Here is a 17,530-nt window from a genome sequence, read left to right as displayed (position 1 = left end):
AGGCTGGTTGCACACCTACAATCACCACCGCGGCCACACCGCACTCGGCGGCAAACCACCCGCCAGCCGCGTCCTCAACCTCACGGGACAGAACATCTAGGCCGCGCGCCGGCGTCGATGTCGAGGAGCGGCTGTACGCCGAACTGGATCGCCGTTTCGCTGCCGCCGGTGACGGATGGCGTGATCGGGAGCTGGCCTGGACGCCGTCGTTCCTGCCCTGGCTCCTACGAGACATCGATCCCTGCCGAACACGGCCGGTCGACGTCCTGGACAAGGTGTTCGAATTGCGCGAGAAGAGGTCAGTGAGGGAGTTCCGTCAAGTTCGGGCTGGCGCGCTCGCTGGTGACGATGAGGCGATCGCGGAGATGAGTCGGCTGGCCGACGCCATGTCTCAGACGCTTCGCGTCAACCGTGTGGAGTTGGGCGGGACACGAAACGTGTTGGTGGAACTGTTGCCCAAGGTGTTCGGCGCCGCGGGTGGTGCCGCGCTGGGCGCGGTAGCGGCTGGACCTTTGGGCGCTGCCATCGGCGCATCCATCGGCATCGCCAGTGAGGAGATCCTCCGTCGCGTGAACAGCATGGTGTGGGGCTTCGTGTTCGATCGCCTTCCGTTCGTCAGCGCACGCAAACTGCTGATCCGGGCAGTCCGTGCCGAGCGCGATACAATGGCCCGCCTGGAGAGCAACCTGTACACGATCTGGCAGACCCCGCCAGCCAGCCGGACCTGAGACCGGTCCGTCCACACTCGACGCCCATAATCCTCGACGTCGCCCGGCGCGGATACCGCCGACCCCGACGGCAAAGGACGGCCGAGCCTGCCGGCGCCAGCGCGCCGAACGCGATCGCAGTGCCGGCGACCACGTCGCCCGCTCGCACCATCACGTCCCGTAGGTGCCTGTCACGGCGAATGTTGGTCTTCATGTCCAGAGCTCCTTCCGACTCCGGTCCCGCACTACGCGGGCCGACGCCAAGAACTCTCCAGCAGATCGAGCTGACCACCGTGAATTGCTCATCGGGTTGAGCAGCCGTGAGTAGCCGGCGAGAACCCGCTGGTCAGGAGTCTTGACGGCCGGGTACGTCAGCATCGTCGGCAGTTCGTCGGCGCGGACCGCGTCACAACGCGCGGCCTGCCGTAGAGGGACCAACCAGACATGCGGACATCCTGGTCTGGCGGCTCCGCACGTGCGCTCTCGGGCGGCTGCCACATCGGACAGGTCGGGTCAGCTGATCAGCCGACCGCGCGCTGGGGCACCGTGGGGACGGCGGGCTCCGCAGGTAGGACCACCGGCCGTCCGCGTTGCCACCCACCCGCTGCGGGCACTGGTCTCCCGGCCGCGGCGGGAGCGCGCCGGCAGCGCGGCCCCGAGGACCTGTTCCCCGGGCTTGAACGCGTGCGCGTCCAAGCTCGCCCACGAGAGGGCGCTGGGTACGGGCGGGGCGGGGGTGCTGGGAGAGGGGGAGGGGTAGAGCTGCCGGGGGTAGGAAGCCGGGGGTGTGGTGTCCGGGGGTGTGGCGTGGGGGATACACACGGCGGCTCTGGTCCCTGGGTGCACTCGGCCGGCAGGGGCGTTGCACCGGTAGTCCTGGGCCTGGCACCTGTAGCCGGCCGCTGGAGGATGCGTAGCGTATTCGATTCAGGGGGTGTCACCGGTCAAGTGCTCCCTTCCGAACCGGCAGTGCATCAACCGGACTAATTTGGTTCATCCGATTGGGCTGGTGACGGGATCGGGGTTGGTGCGTCATAATGCTGGGATGGAGGCCATGTGGGAGCTGAGCGACTTTCCTCTTCAGGGGAAGCCTGCGCGGCGCCTCGTGGCATTTTCCGCCTTTGAGCTGATGCAGCAGCGACTTGATCGCTTCTTGCTGGGTCTTTACGAGTTCTTCAGGCAACTCGCTCATGCGATACTGGTCGCGTATCGCCTGGCGATGCAGGCCCACGTGCAGGCATCTGGCCCTGAGGTACTGCACCTCCGCCCTTGCCGCGAAGACGGAGTGATCAAACGGCTGATTGCAAGCCCTGATCATCCACTTTGCCCTGCCGACGACCGCGGATGACTGACGCATCGTCATCTGCGGCAAACTGAGTGTCGCTGCGCGCGTTGGAGGCGACGCTGGTTTCCGCCCCGAGATCGGCGGGGAGCCGGATTGGATCCACAAACTGTCAGCATGCTGATTCGCCTGGCAGCCATAAGTCCTTGGGTCATGAGTGTGGCGTTGATACTGCTTAACTTGCAGCGCATCGCTGAGGCTTACGCATTAATCTCTGCCGCTCGCTTAAGGAATCGGGCTGTAAGGCAAGTGCTCAACTGTGAGCTGAGCACGGAACAGCGGGAACGCGCTGCGGCCGTCTTAAGGGAACTCGGCCAATTGAAGTATGCAGGCGTCCGAGGCGCGAACGAGGATGCCGAAAAATCCCTTGCCCACTCAGATGCTCTTCATGGGAGGTTAAGAAACCCGAAGCGAGTTTGAATAGGCAAAGGGAGGCCCCGCCGGGCGCTCAACTCCAGGTAGCAGGCGGAGGAGCGCGCTCGGCGGGGCGGTGGTGGACTACGGAGTATTCGCACTGCCGAACGCAGAGCTACCGGACCGGTCCGTGGCGCCCCCACGGCTCGCGTCGGCGGAACCAGAGGGTCCAGGCTCTCCACCTTGTAGATCGGCGAGCGCGGTGACTCAGCGGTTCCTCCAGGCGCGAACCAGCTTGGCGAGGCCGCCGAGGACGATGCCGAACGCGCCGGCAGCAGCGAGGTAAGGGACCACGATGGCCGCGAGACTCAGGATCCCGGCCAGCACTGCGACGAGCGCGACAAGCCCGGCGACAATAAGGCGCCACGGGCCGCCCTCTTTGACGAGCGCGTGGACGAATTCATCCACTGTCGACGGCTTCTTCGGGGACTCCGGTGGGCGGCGCGGAGAGCGATAGCAGGGGTGCCCATGCCGCCGATCGTGCCCCTTCGGCGAGGGGAACACCAATCACTCTGAAAGTGAAAATGTTACTTGCCGTGCAGTGGTCTCAAGTTGTCTTGTCCTAGTGGCGATAGGAAGAGACGAAGTGTGTCTTCGTCGCGGTGCGTTCACTGGACCTGCGGGTCTTGCGCAAAGTAGCCGGGTAATCACTTGATCAAATTCGCCTAGTATTACTGCTGTGATTCACGGCACATCAACCGCGGGCCCCGCCTCCGGATGAGGACGCGGGGCTTTCTACTACCGGCAAGCCCGACATACGGACTGGAGCCCGTCCGGCCGGGCGGCATTGCGGCCGAACTCGGCGACCGGCTTCTCCGTCTGGCACGACGGGCAGCGCTTCGCAGCCCGGATGATCCGCGGGCCGCTGGCCGCCTTGGCCGCGCGGAGCCGGCGAGCTACCGCGTGCCGGAACATGGCGGCGGCGTGCTCGCGCTCGGCCGGGTCGGCGATGGAGCCGACCAGCTCCTGGAGGCTTACCCGGCCACCCGCTCGAAGGCGTTGCCGAGGACCAGGAGGCCGTACGCCACCCGGACGCGGCCATGTTCCACATGGTCATCGACCCCGTGGTCTCGAAGGTGCGGAGGCCGAGGTCCATGAGGCGGTCGGCGGCGTTGAAACAGGTCTGAGCGAGGCGTTTTGCGAGTCCGATCATGCCTTCGAGAACTGCAGGGCGTGACGTGCCGACGTGGCCGACAGCACTTCGCCAACGCGTTCAGCGGGTGACGCTGCCTGATGATCAATGTCCCAACCTATCTCCGTGGTCCGGTGCTTGGCACGCGACGTTACCGGCAATCTTGCGGACTGTGACGCTGACGCCGCAGCGCCTGCACACGTGAGTGGGTAGCCTTCGGGTTGTATGTCACGTCAGCTCTGGCGTCACAAATCCGGCGTCTTCGACCATCCACACGAAGGCGTCGTCGACGGCCTTGGCGATTGCGGCTGCTGGGAGATCCAGCGGTGTAGTCACTCCGACCGACAGCTCCCGCGGACCGGTCCCGCGTGGTGATCCGAGGGGCGAGAGGTCGACCATGTCCAGAACAGGGATCGCCGGGCGTAGATCGGAGTGACCGAGTTGCTCGTTGTGAATGTGAAGTTCTAGGCGAGGTGCTCCGGCGGGTGGTAGCTCTAACGGAGTCTCAGCGGCAGCCAGCAGAAGCGCTGTTGTCGCCGCCGGCCAGGCGTGAACGAAGAAGCTCTTCAGCTCGTTCAGCGTCAAGTGCGGTGCCATGGGGAGGTTGTCCGACGATACGACCGCTGCGGCGAGTGCTCGGAAGTCGACCCGCAGATCAACGACGGTATTCACCTCGGTGCTGTAACCGTCGGGCAGGGTCAGCCGGAGGCAGAGCGCGAGTGCAGTGCGGCCGTCGGCGGTATCCGCGGTGATCTGGTAGCTGGCGAACCGGCTGTTGTTGTGCCCGTCGGGTTCCTCGATCTCCTGCCAGGAGCTCGGTGCAACCAGAAGGGAACGCCGGTCGGCGAGCGCGTGGAAAGCCGCAGCTATTCCAGTGGCGTCGACCGCCGCGAGCATGCGCGCACGCCTAGAGATCCGCCACCTTGTTGCCGACAACGGGATCCGTCCGGCGATACGGGCGCGGAGATCTCGCTGATCGTCCAGACTCGACCATGCGTCCCGGTCCTTCGATGCTGCACTGTCGAAAGCCAGCTCGGGTTGCCAGAGAGCCGGACCGGTCGATGACCGCCGAAGCCGCCCCCGCTTTTCAGGTCCCCATTGGCCGCCGGCCAGCTCGACCGTGTCCGCGTCTGACCCGATGAAACCGGGCGGGGACGGCTCGCCGGAAACCGGGAAGCCTGCCCCGATCGCTCCGCCGCCGACGATCCCGTCCCCGATCGCTTCGATGTCGTTCCACACTGCGGTCGCCGCGGCTACGACGCCCTTACCGTAGAGCTGGCAGAGTACCGCAGGCTCACCCCTGACACCGCCGGAGAAGTGTTGGAGCCAGCCGAGCTGGTGTTCTTGCACCCGACCGAGCGCGGTCCCCAGCTTGTAGGTACCGCCTGCTAGGTCGTAGGCGGGCTGGAATGCTGCTTCGTGGCCGGGTTCCCCAGGTCGGAAAGCCTTGTCTGTCGATGCAGTGATGAGGTGAGCCAACAGGCTGGCGACGACCTCGGCCGACGCAGAAAGGCTGCTGACAGCACGGCGGACGTCCGGAAAGTTCTCTAGAAGCACGGCGAGTCGTGTCTCGTCCCAGAACAACCACCCACGGAGCCCGAGCCTGTGAGCGTGGGAGTTGATCAGACCCTTGAGATGCTCGAGTTCGCCGTCGGCGGCGGTCAACTGAAGGTTGGTTGCGAAGATCATGTAGTCCGGCCGACGGGCACCGTGCTCGATCCGACGAGACCAGTTCTCGAGTTCTATTCTGACCCGATGGCCGAGCGTGCGTTTGGCCCGTACGGGGTCGGGTTCCGGTCGGCTGTACATCGCCTGCATGACGATGTAGCCGGCCCACGGAGCGTCCTGGCTCGGGAACCCGTTGGCGCGTCCGTCGAATGCGGCGTCCCAGCCGTAGTCTCGGCCGGGGCCGGGGAGGACCTCGGTGCGGGGACCGAGCACGTGAAGCGCCAGCGCCTGGCACATTTTCTCGAAGCCGTCGCGGCCGAGTCGGTTCAGGTCATAGTGCAGAAAGATCTGCTCGACCTGCCCCTCGGACAAGGTCTGGTCGTTCGCGGCCGCGACTTGGTTGCGCTTCCACGCGAGGAGTTCCTCGACGGGGTAGATGGACTCGTGGTCGTCGACCGGTTTGTGGTGCGTGCCGCACAAGAGCAGCAGGTTTTCTTCGTCGTTGATCCGCTCTTCCGGGTAAGCAGGGTCGTGGCGGGGTCCGTCGGGCTTCTCGGACCGGATGTGTGCGATCTCCGCAATCACGGTGAGCTGGCCGCGATGTTCGAGTATCAACCGCTGATTGCAGCCTGGGTACGCGCATTGACGAGCACGAGCGAACAGGAGCTTGAGCGTTCGCTGCGAGTAGTTACGAGCCACGGGCCGACTCTATCCGGGATTGCTGGCGGTGAGTGGTGACTCGCGGGCGTCGACTATCAATCGTGGCGATTCGTGGGACAGAGCAGATAGGGTGCACGGCCGTATAGTGCGGGGAGGGCGGTGGATGCACAGGGGTGTCGTCGGCGGGAGGGTTGCGGGATCGAAACGCTTGCGCGGTGACGACGTCGGGCAGAGGTGCGGAACAGCGGTACTCCAATGCGAGGGGTGCGGGTCGCGGCGACGAGGGTGCGGCCGTAGCCGAGTCACTGCCCGCGGCCGCACGGTCAACATGGGCTGGCAGATCGACGTGTGAGCCCCGGCCGGGAGCTGCGACGCACGACAGTGGTGGCCGTCATCCGCCCAGCTGGCAGGTCACCCGGATTTCGTCGATCAGTTTCCCGGCGTCGGCCGCACCGGTCGTCACCAGCTGCGGAACGGTCGCCAACGCGTCGAGAGAGGCATCTGCCAGCGCGTGCTCGGAGGCGAAGAGCTGCAGCACGGTCGCGGCGAACCGCAGGTGAACGCGGCACTCCGCGCGCAGCGCGCCCAGCCGGTTGCCGTTCGGCAGTTCGGGACCGGCCGCGGCGAGCAGATCGTCGGCCGTCCCGCCGGCGCAGCTGCGCAGGGTGGTGCGCAACTCGACGATTCCCGGCCCCGATCCCAGCTTCACAGCCCGTTCGTGCAGGTTTTCGAGCCGCTCCCGCAGGTCGTCTCCCACCAGCCGGTGGACGACCCGGTCGATCGGCGGAGGCGGTTCGTTGTTGAGCAGCGCAACCGCCCTCTTCGCCGTTCGGAGCAGTGAATGGGGCGCTCCGCCCGACAGGCAATGACACAGCCACCGAAGCTGGTCCGGCAGGCTGCCGCCGTCTTGCTGCAGGAGCTGCTCGGACAACGCGAAACTCCGATCGGCGGGTTGCTTGCCCGGGTCCAGGTGCCACGCGAGGCGGAACCGATCGAGGGCCACCGCCGCCACCATCGGGTGCAGGCTCATCTGCTGCTGGACGGAGGCGAGCGCATCGAAGGAACCGGGGTCCTCGGCGGTCGCACTCGCCACCCGGACCTCCGTGCGGTCGAGATCGTTGTCGAACACCTGCAGGAGGGTCGCGGCGTAGCGGAGGTAGATGTGGGCCTCTAGACGGAGCCGGCCAAGGGGAGTGTCGTCGGCTGTCGTCACCGCCGGCGCGTTGCGCAGCAACATCGCCGGGGTGGGATTCGCCATGCAGGTGTGCATCGTCCGGACGAAGGCGGCCACATCGGCACCCGCGCCGATCCGCGCCGCGGCTTCCTGCAGTGACGTCGCCTTGCGGCCGAGTTCGTCGACCACGAGACGTTCGGTGACTTCGGCGAGCGTCGGCATGGCGTCCGGACCGGACAGGTCGGCCATGTTCCGCGCCACGCGGATCAGTTCCCGGGGCAACCCGCCGGAGAGACAGTGGCAGAGGTAGCGGAACGGCTCCGACATCCCGGTGACGCGTTTGGACAGCATGTGGTCCGCGTCGCTGAGACTGAGGTGATCGACGCGGACGATCTCGTCGAACGCGCTGTCGAAGGCGTCGCGAAAAGCCAGCCCACGTCGTTCGAAAGCGCTCAGCGCCTCCTCGGACACGGAAACGACGAACTGGCAGCCCGGCACGCCGAAGACACCTTTGATCTCATTGATGAACCGTTGTGCGTCCTCGGCGGGTTCGATCTTGTCGAGCTCGTCGATGCCGATCACCACGCTAGGGCGGTTGTCCCTGCGTGCCAGCACCTTGACCAGCTGCTGGATGAACCGATGGAGCTGGCTGACGAGCTCCGGGTGGGTGAGGGGACGCTGGGAGACCTGGGTCGACCGCGTCCGCGAGAGGTCGATCTTGAGCGGCAGCGTGAGCTTGCCCGACCAGCCGGTGGTGAGCGTCTGGAGGAACCGGATCTGTTCCAGGTCCCGCTTGGCCAGATCGACCAGAAGCTCCTGGTTCGAGCGCTCCTTGGTGCGGGTGAGCATGGACCGCAGCACCCCGGCCACCGACCACCCCCGGCGCCGCAGCTTGAGCCAGACGATGGCGAGGAGTGTCCCGGCGATCCCCGCCGCGCCCAGGAAACCGAGCAGGAGGATCAGGAACGCAGGCTCGTCACCGGCGCTCCGCCTCGCCAGCAATTCACCGAGCATTGTCTTGGGCGAGGACAGCCCCAGCGTGGCGACCGCCCACCCGGCCGCGGCGCAGAGCACCACACCGGCCCAGAAGAGGAACCGCAGCACCAGCCAGATCTGCTTGCGCCGGTGTTCCCGGTCGACCAGCAAACCCCAATCGGGATGGGGCCCCGGTCGGGAACCCACCCGGTCTGGCCCGCGGATCACCTTGAGGCACAAGGCGCTGTGCAGGTGAAGCACGAAGTCCCGCGGTTCGTACCGGATGGGCGCGGGCACCTGGATCGCCACCCTGTCCAGGTCTTCTCGCACCCACCTGCCGATGAGCGTGCTCTTGCCCGAACCGCGCGGTCCGGCCAGGCCGAGTGCTCCGTCCCGGACGCGCCGCGTCGCCCGGTCGAACCGGCGCACCGACCGGGTGTCCACGATGAACTCGTCACCCGAGACGTGGTCGAGCCCGGACTGATCAGTGATGACCAAGCTGAACCACAGGACCGGTTGCAGGGCATTGTTGAGCGCCAGTCGCGATGCCGGGCGTACCCCGAGTTCGACGACGTCACGCCGCCATTCCGCCTTCAGCCGATCGCGGCGTTCCGCCAACCGGGCCACGTTCGATCGCTCCAGCACCCACTGCACGCCCATGGCGACCCCGACCGCAGCCGCGGCGAGCAAACCGAAGACCGGGGCGACGCTCACCGCGGCCACACCGCCGGTCGCGATCGCGGTGAGAACGCTGGTCAGGAATTTGCTCGCGGTGCGCTTGCCGAGCCGGCTCCCACGCAATGCCTGCAGGGTTTCTTCGAGCCGGCCCGAAGACATCGTCACGACATCTTGCAGGAGCGCCGACGACGCAATTTCGGCTGCGAGTGCCCCTCGATCGAGGTTCATCCGTCTGATGGCGCGTTGGGCTTCGGGGGTCTCCAGTTCCTCGCCGATCAACTGCGGGAGCAGCTCGTTTTCGAGCTTGAGTAAGTTCGGATCGCGCTCTTCCGCAGGCCCTTCGATGGGCTCTGGGGCCGGTTCCGGCTCGACCGCGGCCGGCGGCGTGACAGCCTGGGGTTCAAGACTCCAGGCGGTGCGGAACTCGGCGAGCTTGGCTGCCGACTGCGCCGGGTCGGTGTCGAGCAGATTGCGCACGTGGCCGAGCGAGTCGAACGAACCCGGCCACTGCGTTTCCCTGACCGCTCGCTGGAACCGCTCGTCGCCGGGATCGATGGTGAAGGCCTCGGCGAGTGTTCCTTGAAGCGCCTGGGTCGGCGCGTCGGCCACGCCCGGGAATTCCTTCCACAAAAGTTCGTGGACGGACGTATCACCGCCGTCGTCGAGCGGTGCGGAGTCCACGGCGATGCCCGCCAGCCGTCTCAGGCGCCGCGGCACGCCACCGGCAGCACAGTGGAGAAGGTACATGAGACGCGGGGGCATGCCGATCACGATGTTCTGCAGCAGCGCCACGGACTCGGAGAGATCCAGGCCATCGACCCGGATCTCGTGGTCGACGTGCCCGGACAGCAGCTTCACGTCGAGATCGTCGGACGCGGCGATCACCAGCTGGCAGTTTTTCGCACTCAAGACGGCGCGGACGTCGGCCAGGAAATCGGGGACGCGTTCCGGTGGTGCGACGTGATCGAGCTTGTCGATCAGAACGCGCACCCGGCGGTTGGCGGCCACGAGCGTCACGAACCTGGCAAGTGCTCCGGAGACCTGGGACTGGGACAAGGTCTCCGGTGATCGGCGAATTTGTTTCACGTGCTTGGTCACGAGCTCGCGCAGCGGTGCTTCCCGTGGCAGCTCCTCAGGCGGTACGGCCCTGCGCAGTTCCTCGTACAACGCGTAAAGAAACTCGGTCGGTTCGTACCTGATCGGCGCTCGCAGCATGACTGTGATCGGCTTCTCGGTGTCGTCGACATCGGCGTCGAAGTCACCTCGCACGCAGGCGAGGAGCAGCGACGTTTTGCCGACGCCACGTGGCCCGATCAGGCCGATCGACCCGGTCTGGTGATTCCGCAACGCCGCCGAGAATTTTTGACTGAGACTCTTCGGTAGCATGTCATAAACGTCTTGTGTCATTGATATCGCCGACTTCGTTCAACTGTTCTTCGTGTCGGCAACCCGACCGGGTAGTTTCCCGGCCACGCCAGATGCGGCACGAGGGTGTTCAAGGAGTCGCCGGGGCCGCCGAGTTCATTACGCTCTGTGCTTGAACTGGGTGACGGTTCACCCTTCCGGCGTAGGACCGTCTGGAATCTGGACATCGCGTTCGTAGGGTTGTCGATCGACCCGTCGCCGGTCCGACCCGCTTGATCGGGCGGGAGCCGCTCGGCGTCACGTTGCCACTCGACCACCCAACGCCGACGAGCCCGAGAACCACCTCGCCGACTTGGCCGACGAAGGATCATCGCGCTGCCCTTCGACGTAGAGTTATCCTGACGGCGGCGGACACGCCCATGCTCCTCCGCGCGGACCTTGTCGAGGGCCACACCGACGCGGGAGCGCTCGCGTCCGGTCAGGTGGTCGGCTTGATCGACTCCCTGCCGACGGTTGAAAAGCTCGTAACGAGCGTCGTGGAGCAGGCGGAGAAGACGCTCCGGCGCACGAGCGAGGCGTTCTCGTGCTGAAGGTCGGCGGCGGCGGAGCAGTTCAGGCCGCGGGACCTGGTCGAGTACGCCGTGCGCGCCGAAGAGGTCGGGCTGGATTCGGTGTGGGTGTCCGATCACTTCCTGCCGTGGCGGCATGAGGGCGGCCACGCGCCGTTCGCGCTGGCGTGGATGCCGGCGGTGGCCGAGCGGACGAAGAGGGTGCAGATCGGGACGAGCGTGCTGACTCCGACGTTCCGGTACAACCCGGCGGTGATCGCGCAGGCGTTCGCTACGATGTCGCTGCTGTCGAACGGCCGGGTGATCCTGGGGGTGGACACCGGCGAGGCGTTGAACGAGATTGCGGTGTCGGGCGGGAGTGGCCGGAGTTCAAGGAGCGCTTCGCCCGGCTGCGGGAGTGGATCCGGCTGATCCGTCTGCTCAACGCCAAGATCTACGACTGGCCGGTGCAGGAGTCTCGGTCGAGGGCATCGACGCCTAATTGTGGTGTCCAGGGAGATTGTCCCGGGTTGGGGCGGTGACGGCCTGTCGTGCTGACAGGTGAAGGCCTCCGGTTGTGAAGTGGAGCTGTCGAGGAACCACATCACGCCCGGAGGCCTTCGTGTCCCACCCTAACGCGACCCTGACCCCACGGACCCGGCTACGACTTGCGCGCTTGATCGTCGTTCAGGGCTGGACCCCCGCAGCAGCGGCGAAGATGTTCATGGTCGCCGCCAAAACCGCCCGCAAATGGGCCGACCGCTACCGCAGCGAGGGCGTGGCCGGGATGACCGACCGCAGCTGCCGGCCACACCACAGCCCGAACCGCACCCCGGCCCCGACGGTGCGGCAGATCGTGCGGTTGCGGTGGCGCCAGCGGCTGGGCCCGGTCCAGATCGCAGGCCGGCTCGGCCTGCCCGCCTCCACCGTGCAGGCAGTCCTCGTGCGCTGCCGGATCAACCGCCTGTCCCGCATCGACCGGGTCACCGGCGAACCACTGCGCCGCTACGAACACGACCACCCCGGCTCACTGATCCACGTCGATGTCACCAAATTCGGCAACATCCCCGACGGCGGCGGCTGGCGCTACGTCGGCAAACAGCAAGGCAGCAAGAACAAATCAGCCACCTCCCGACGCACCGGAACCTGGAGCACCGACCGGCACGCCCGCACCGGAGTGGCCTTCGTGCACACCGTCATCGACGACCACTCCCGCGTCGCCTACGCCGAAATCTGCGCCGATGAGAAAGCCAACACCGCCATCGCCGTCCTCCGGCGCGCGGTGGCCTGGTTCACCGACCACGGCGTCACCGTCGAACGCCTGCTGTCGGACAACGGCGCCTGCTATCGGTCGTCGGCCTGGCGCGACACTTGCACCGAGCTGGGCATCATCCCGAAACGGACCCGGCCCTACAGGCCACAGACCAACGGGAAGATGCTCCTATGTTTGTCAAGCGGCAGCGGGGTGTGGTGGTCGTGGATGGGGTGTTGGTCGAGGAAGGTTGGCGTAGATCTCGCGGGCGATGTAGCGCTTGAGGCAGCGGATGATCTCGCGTTTGCTGAGTCCTTCGGCTGTCCGGCGTTCGACGTAGTCGCGAGTGGGTTGATGGCGGCGCATCCGGACGATGGTCACGATGTAGAGGGCGCTGTTGGCGGCGCGATCACCGCTGCGGCTGAGGCGATGGCGTCCGGTGGTGCGGCCGCTGCTGGCTGGTTGCGGGGCGACCCCGCAGAGTTTGGCGAAGGCGGCCTCGCTGCGGATGCGGTCAGCGTTGTCGCCGGCGGTGACGAGAAACTGCCCGGCCAGCTCGACTCCGACGCCGTGAAGCTCGATGAGTTCCGGAGCTGCGGAGCGGACCAGTGCCTCGATTTGCTTGTCGAGGGTTTTGATCTCTTCGTCCAACGTCTTCCAGCGACGGGCCAGATCACGCAGTGCCGTGGTCACTCCGGCCGTAAGTAGCCGTCCGGGTGCATCGATGAGGGTGAGGACGTCATCGGTTTCGGGATGCAACTGCAGGCATCGGTTGATCAAGGTCCTCTTGGTGAGTGCCACCAGGTCGTCACGCAGGGGCGAGGGCGCGCTGATCATCACGCCCCACAGGGTGTTCAAGGTTTGAGTCCGGGCCTTGACCGCGCTGGAACGGGTGATCCGGAGGGTGCGGATCACCTCGACGACGCCGGATTTGGCCTTCGGAGTTGCGGTCGATGTCTGCCCCAGGACAGCGCGGGCGATCTGTTCGGCGTCAAGGCTGTCGGACTTGCCGTCCATCCGCCGGGCCAGGCGATTTGGCCGGTTGACCTCGATGACGCGGATATCGGCGGTGACGAGGAACCTGCTCAGGGCGGCCCCGAACGACCCGGTGCTTTCGACACCGATTGCGGCGACGACGCCGTGGCCGGTGATCCAGTCGAGCAACTGGGCGTAGCCGCGGTCGCGTGCGGGGAACTCGCGATGTCCGAGGAGCCGGCCGTGCTCGTCGACCACGGCTGCGTAGTGGGTGTGTTTGTGTGTGTCGACGCCGCCGATGACACGGGTTGCAGGGGTTGTCATGCTGGAACTCGCTCCTCCGGTGTGTTCGCGCTGGCGGATGGGGCGAACCGACCGGACGGGCGACAGGTCTGTGACGGGGCTTCTGGTCCAAGCTCCTATCAGGTCAGACCCGTCTGGCCGGTGCGCATACGGTGCTGCGCCCGAGCGGGCCGACAAATCGAACGCAGGACACCACGATCACCTGTGGGTCATACCTTGGCCGGGGTCAGACCAGCTCGGCGCAGCACCGAGGCCCAGTCTTCACAGATCGAGCGGTTCCACCGCACCCTGGCCGATGGCTGGGCCTACGCCCGCTTCTATCCCAGCGAACACGACCGCAGGTCAGCCCTGCCCGGATGGCTGCACTTCTACAATCACCACCGACCCCACTCATCCACCGGAGGCAAACCACCCATCACCCGGCTGACCAACCTCCCCGGACATCACACCTAACGCCCTCCTCTTCTTCGACGCGGTCGGGCACCACGGTCGCCGGCACACTCAAACTGCACAACGGTCGACTTGATCATCGGCCGCGTTGACCATGACGGCCCGCGACACTGGCTCAGGCAGATCGCGGTCGGGCCGCGGGCCAGGAGGTGCCGGGCCTACCAGCTCAACGCGAAGCGGATGTTGACCTGGCGTCCGGCTTTGATCTGATACACCTGTGCCTCGAACTGCATCTGTGTGAGTCTGGGATGTCTGGCGGTCCATGCCGACCTCAGGCCGCCGTCACGATCGGGGTCGAGGTTCGGCAACGGCATTCCGTCCATCGATGCCGTGATTTCGAATGCCGTGCGAGTGAGCACCACCCAGGCAGAGCGGGCTGTCCCCGACCACCAGTGCGCGGTCGCGGAATCGACCAGGGCGTGCTCGGCCTTGAACCTGGCCAAGGTCAGGCCACCGGCCCGGCCCCAAGCTGGGAACACCGCGATCGTGGGGTTCAGGTCGTTGGCGGGCACGAGCATGTCTGGGCTGGGAAGGTACAACTTGAGGTGCGCTCCTGGATGTCCTTCCGCATCGATGAGGACGATCCCGCTGGACTCGATCGGGTGGCGTGCCCACACGAGTACGTGCTGGTACGTCGCTGTGTCTGTGGCACCTAGCGTGCCGACTCGAGTGCTGCCGATGTTCACCTGTATCTCGTTGCCGACCAGTTGCACGATTGCGTCGTCGACCCGTAAGGACTTGGGTCCGGTGCGCCCGCGTGTGGTGATCACTTTCGTCAAGGCGCGCTTGTCGGACCCGGAGCTGTGGACTTCGATCCAGCGGTCCCCGAAACTGGTTCCGCGCAACGCGCCGGCGGTGACGGTGGCCGGTGCTGTGGTGGCAGTCGGTAGCTGAGGCATACCTTTTGGAGATTGGAGCTGTTCGCCCGCGCGACCGTCGGTAGTAGGTGTGGGGAGCGGTGCGGTATGCCCGGTCCACATGGCGGGAGCGGACACTCAACGCCGAGGACGCCCTCAAGACCGCCAATGCCGAGATTCTCAATCAGCGCACTCGTATCGGCGAACTGCTCGGCCAAATCCGCGACCTGCAAGCCGAATGGACCGAGGAAGCCATCCAGCGGATCACCACGGAGAACACCACCCTCAAACAACGCGTCCGCCAGCTCACTGCGGACAACCGCACCCTGGAGGAGCGCTTGACGGCCGCCCGCTCGAACCTGCGCTTCCAGGACCGTCGCGTCGCCGACTTGGAGGCCAAACTCGTCGAGCCGACCACGCTGACCTGACTATGACGCTCCACTTCGCCTGAGTCTCCGGCCCGGCCACCGATCCCGGCGGCCGGGCCGTGTCGGCCTACGCACGATTGTTCCCCGCTATACAGCTCAACGTGCCATGCCGTTTGGTGATCGTTCGCCATGTCGAACTACTGGTCAGCGGCAGATGAGTGTTCCGACACTCAGTCACAGCCGTGCTGCTCGTTCGGTGTCGACCGATCAACTCCTGGCAAACTATACTCGTTTACGAATAGGTGGAATCGATTACGATCGAGACTTCGAGGTGAGGTAAAGATAGTTCCGCGCGCGCGGCTACGATGAAGCGCTCCAAAGCGCGTTCCCCTGGAACGCGCACGGATCGCCACTCATCCCAGGAAAACCTTCGGCTTAGTGCCACACGAAACGTCCTGACCATCTCTCCGTCGATTTCCCGCACCGCGGTTGCGACGGGAGCGGAACCATGGAGCCAAACTGTAACAATAGCGCGATGGAAGTCCGCGCCAAGGTCGAGAGCTCGCGACGCGGCCTCCTCCGCGTTCTGACTACCTGGTTCGACCAGGGCTAACGCTCGGATGGCCTCTCGGAGTGTGTAGTAGGATGTACCGATAAGCTCATAGGTACGTATTCGCTGATCTCTTCGCCACCTGGCCGACTCTACGTGAAAGTCCCAGAAACGGCCGAGTATCAGGCCAATGATTCCAGCTAGCCCCGCGAGCAAGGCGGCGTTCAAGGTCAACCTCCGATGCGGTCCCGAGTGTTTTTACGTGATGATGTCACGCCGATTGGGCGGCAACCGTCAATCATCACCGAAGGATGCGTACTCAACTCGGCATGTGCAGATGTTGCCGCATCACAGTTCAGTACGCCATCAGGCCACTTCGCAGGATCACCCCAACAGGCGATTGTGATCAACGCCAGGCACCGTGACGGACATGTAAGCTACGCATCAGTGCAGGTCGGAGGCACAATCCGGGCATCGCCGGTCGGTAAACACAACTGGCAGCCCCGCCCGCACGACAGCCTCCGTGACCCGCACCTGCCCGCCCACCCGCTGTCCCCGAACGAAATGTTCGCCGCCCTGGTCACCGCTGCCGGCTACGTCCCGCTGCCCCTCGTCGGCGAGGACTACCTCGAGCTGCTGCCGGTGACCTGGCGACGGATCGGCGCCGACGGCATCCACCTCGACCACCGCACCTACGACAACAAGAACCTGAACCCATTGCGGCACCAGCACTCCGGCAACAACGCACAGGACGGCCGCTGGCCGGTCCACCACGATCCCTACGATCTGTCCACTGTCTGGATCCGGGACACCGCAACCGGAACCTGGATCACCGCACAGTGGACGCACGCCCACCTCGTCGGGCGCCCGTTCGCCGACTTCACCTGGCGAGCAGCCCGAAAGATCGTGACCGACCGCGGCGGCGACCCGACCCACCAGGCCGCAGTCGCGGCAGCACTGGACGCGTTGCTCACCCGCGCCGACCGCGGACCCACCGGCCAGCGGCGCGCCGCCGCCCGCACCCGATCAGTTCCCTCCGGGCTCCCCGCAGCGGAACTCGGCGCGCTGCGGCCGGCACCGCGGGATGAAGCACCGGCACCGGAGGACCTTGCACCGTCGCGGCTTGCCGATGTCATCTCGTTCGGCGTGTTCGATCCAGCCGCCGAGGAGCCGCGCTAGTGACCGACACTATATTGGCTCTGGCTCGCCGACCAGCACGATCAGCGACCGTTTCCGATCGACGCCGATCCGGAGCTTCGGGCTGCCGTCACGCTGCTGCGCCGGACGTTCCGGCTCTACGGGCTCAAAACTCATCGCGCCTTCAACGTCGCCCACGCCATCTGGGCCACGCATCAGTCCGACCATGGACGGTCTGACTTCGTCCGAGATCGGTGGGCGAGCCGCGCGAAGAGCTTGGGGATGAAATCCGGCGTCACGACACTGGCACCCCGATACCCCGACATTGCCGCCCTTACCGCGATGATCGCCACGCCCGCCTGGAAAATCGCTGCGGGCCATCGCCGTCAAGGTCCAAACGAATCACGCCCCGGCCTCACCGAGTTCCTCACGGAACTGGGCCCGCGCATCGGTCACCCAGATCCCGGGCGCTTCGCCACTCGCCCCGGCGCGATCGGCCAATGGGCTCTTGCCCTCCGCAACTTCCACCCCGACCGCGATCGCCTCGAGCTGGCAGGGCCGATCGACATCAACCTTCATATCCGCCGGAAGTCACTGAAAAAAGTCAAGTAGCTCGATGTAGAAGTCGGTCAGCTGCGACGGAGGATCTTTCCCGGCTCTGCTCAGCGGGCTGGACCAGCACAAACTTCAGTCCCTCGACAACGACGTGGGGACGGCGACGACGCGCCAGACCTCACCAAGGCCACCGCCTACGCGGTGAAGGGCAGCACGAGAGGTGACCGCTGGTACGCCCTGCCCGACGGCACCGTCCGCTATCGACGAGTTGACGGAACCTTCGCCCCGCTTGAAGATGCCGGTGGTGCCGCCGCTGTGGACCACTCGGGTCTGTCAAACGAGCGGTGTAACTCGGGTTGAAGGGGGATCTACTTGCGTCCGGCGGCCAGACGGCCGTCGAAGGCGATCTCGAACGCGTTC

General features: G+C 65.8%; 12 protein-coding genes and 3 pseudogenes. 9 read left to right on the top strand and 6 right to left on the bottom strand.

All coding sequences use genetic code 11. The annotated features are described in order from the left end of the window. The coding region (locus AB0F52_RS48455; protein WP_360186390.1) for a hypothetical protein at positions 1-728 on the top strand (728 nt) is incomplete at its 5' end. A 1,024-nt stretch (positions 729-1,752) separates the two neighbouring features. After that, positions 1,753-2,055, top strand: coding sequence for a hypothetical protein (locus AB0F52_RS48450; protein ID WP_360186387.1), 303 nt, complete (start codon positions 1,753-1,755; stop codon positions 2,053-2,055). Between the two features lie 615 nt (positions 2,056-2,670). Here AB0F52_RS48450 and AB0F52_RS48445 read toward each other — a convergent pair. The 3 genes from AB0F52_RS48445 to AB0F52_RS48435 all read right to left on the bottom strand — a co-directional run bounded on the left by AB0F52_RS48445 (position 2,671) and on the right by AB0F52_RS48435 (position 10,097). Continuing rightward, the gene (locus AB0F52_RS48445) at positions 2,671-2,871 is read right to left on the bottom strand and encodes a hypothetical protein (protein WP_360186384.1); all 201 of its coding nucleotides are present in this window, start codon (positions 2,869-2,871) and stop codon (positions 2,671-2,673) included. 952 nt (positions 2,872-3,823) lie between these two features. After that, entirely contained in the window at positions 3,824-5,962 is a 2,139-nt protein-coding gene (locus tag AB0F52_RS48440; RefSeq protein ID WP_360186382.1) for an HNH endonuclease signature motif containing protein, read from the bottom strand. A gap of 352 nt (positions 5,963-6,314) precedes the next feature. Continuing rightward, complete coding sequence (locus tag AB0F52_RS48435; protein WP_360186379.1) at positions 6,315-10,097, bottom strand: hypothetical protein; 3,783 nt, start codon at positions 10,095-10,097, stop codon at positions 6,315-6,317. Between the two features lie 437 nt (positions 10,098-10,534). On the opposite strand from AB0F52_RS48435, the gene AB0F52_RS48430 reads away from it, so the two are divergent. The 3 genes and pseudogenes from AB0F52_RS48430 to AB0F52_RS48420 all read left to right on the top strand — a co-directional run. Beyond that, positions 10,535-10,705, top strand: coding sequence for a hypothetical protein (locus AB0F52_RS48430; RefSeq protein WP_360186377.1), 171 nt, complete (start codon positions 10,535-10,537; stop codon positions 10,703-10,705). Between the two features lie 36 nt (positions 10,706-10,741). Further along, positions 10,742-11,100 (top strand): annotated as a pseudogene (locus AB0F52_RS48425) (LLM class flavin-dependent oxidoreductase); the annotation flags it as partial. 185 nt (positions 11,101-11,285) lie between these two features. Further along, positions 11,286-12,105: pseudogene (locus AB0F52_RS48420) on the top strand (IS481 family transposase); the annotation flags it as partial. Positions 12,106-12,113: 8 nt separating this feature from the next. On the opposite strand, the gene AB0F52_RS48415 reads toward AB0F52_RS48420, so the two are convergent. After that, positions 12,114-13,214 (bottom strand): IS110 family transposase, encoded by a 1,101-nt coding sequence (locus AB0F52_RS48415; protein WP_360186374.1) that lies wholly within the window; start codon positions 13,212-13,214, stop codon positions 12,114-12,116. Positions 13,215-13,451: 237 nt separating this feature from the next. On the opposite strand from AB0F52_RS48415, the pseudogene AB0F52_RS48410 reads away from it, so the two are divergent. Next, positions 13,452-13,646 (top strand): annotated as a pseudogene (locus AB0F52_RS48410) (integrase core domain-containing protein); the annotation flags it as partial. Positions 13,647-13,801: 155 nt separating this feature from the next. Here AB0F52_RS48410 and AB0F52_RS48405 read toward each other — a convergent pair. Beyond that, on the bottom strand, positions 13,802-14,422 hold the full coding sequence (locus AB0F52_RS48405; RefSeq protein ID WP_360186371.1) for a hypothetical protein: 621 nt from the start codon (positions 14,420-14,422) through the stop codon (positions 13,802-13,804). A 179-nt stretch (positions 14,423-14,601) separates the two neighbouring features. On the opposite strand from AB0F52_RS48405, the gene AB0F52_RS48400 reads away from it, so the two are divergent. After that, the gene (locus tag AB0F52_RS48400) at positions 14,602-14,928 is read left to right on the top strand and encodes a hypothetical protein (RefSeq protein WP_360186369.1); all 327 of its coding nucleotides are present in this window, start codon (positions 14,602-14,604) and stop codon (positions 14,926-14,928) included. Positions 14,929-15,658: 730 nt separating this feature from the next. Then, a complete protein-coding gene (locus AB0F52_RS48395; protein WP_360186366.1) occupies positions 15,659-16,597 on the top strand; it encodes a Mu transposase C-terminal domain-containing protein in 939 nt (312 codons plus the stop codon). A 9-nt stretch (positions 16,598-16,606) separates the two neighbouring features. Here AB0F52_RS48395 and AB0F52_RS48390 read toward each other — a convergent pair whose 3' ends face one another. Beyond that, positions 16,607-16,783, bottom strand: coding sequence for a hypothetical protein (locus AB0F52_RS48390; RefSeq protein WP_360186363.1), 177 nt, complete (start codon positions 16,781-16,783; stop codon positions 16,607-16,609). Between the two features lie 54 nt (positions 16,784-16,837). On the opposite strand from AB0F52_RS48390, the gene AB0F52_RS48385 reads away from it, so the two are divergent. Then, positions 16,838-17,167, top strand: coding sequence for a hypothetical protein (locus tag AB0F52_RS48385; RefSeq protein ID WP_360186361.1), 330 nt, complete (start codon positions 16,838-16,840; stop codon positions 17,165-17,167). The last annotated feature ends 363 nt before the right edge of the window (positions 17,168-17,530 follow it).

It is taken from the genome of Amycolatopsis sp. NPDC024027, from assembly GCF_040638975.1.
Classification (GTDB): domain Bacteria; phylum Actinomycetota; class Actinomycetes; order Mycobacteriales; family Pseudonocardiaceae; genus Amycolatopsis.
This window is presented reverse-complemented; position numbering and strand designations above follow the sequence as displayed.

Excerpts from the sequence above, each read along its gene's own strand:
- AB0F52_RS48450 (WP_360186387.1), top strand. The coding sequence starts at position 1,753 with ATGGAGGCCATGTGGGAGCTGAGCGACTTTCCTCTTCAGGGGAAGCCT.
- AB0F52_RS48390 (WP_360186363.1), bottom strand. The coding sequence starts at position 16,783 with ATGGTCGGACTGATGCGTGGCCCAGATGGCGTGGGCGACGTTGAAGGC.
- AB0F52_RS48415 (WP_360186374.1), bottom strand. The coding sequence starts at position 13,214 with ATGACAACCCCTGCAACCCGTGTCATCGGCGGCGTCGACACACACAAA.
- AB0F52_RS48395 (WP_360186366.1), top strand. The coding sequence starts at position 15,659 with ATGCGGTCCCGAGTGTTTTTACGTGATGATGTCACGCCGATTGGGCGG.
- AB0F52_RS48385 (WP_360186361.1), top strand. The coding sequence starts at position 16,838 with ATGAAATCCGGCGTCACGACACTGGCACCCCGATACCCCGACATTGCC.
- AB0F52_RS48430 (WP_360186377.1), top strand. The coding sequence starts at position 10,535 with ATGCTCCTCCGCGCGGACCTTGTCGAGGGCCACACCGACGCGGGAGCG.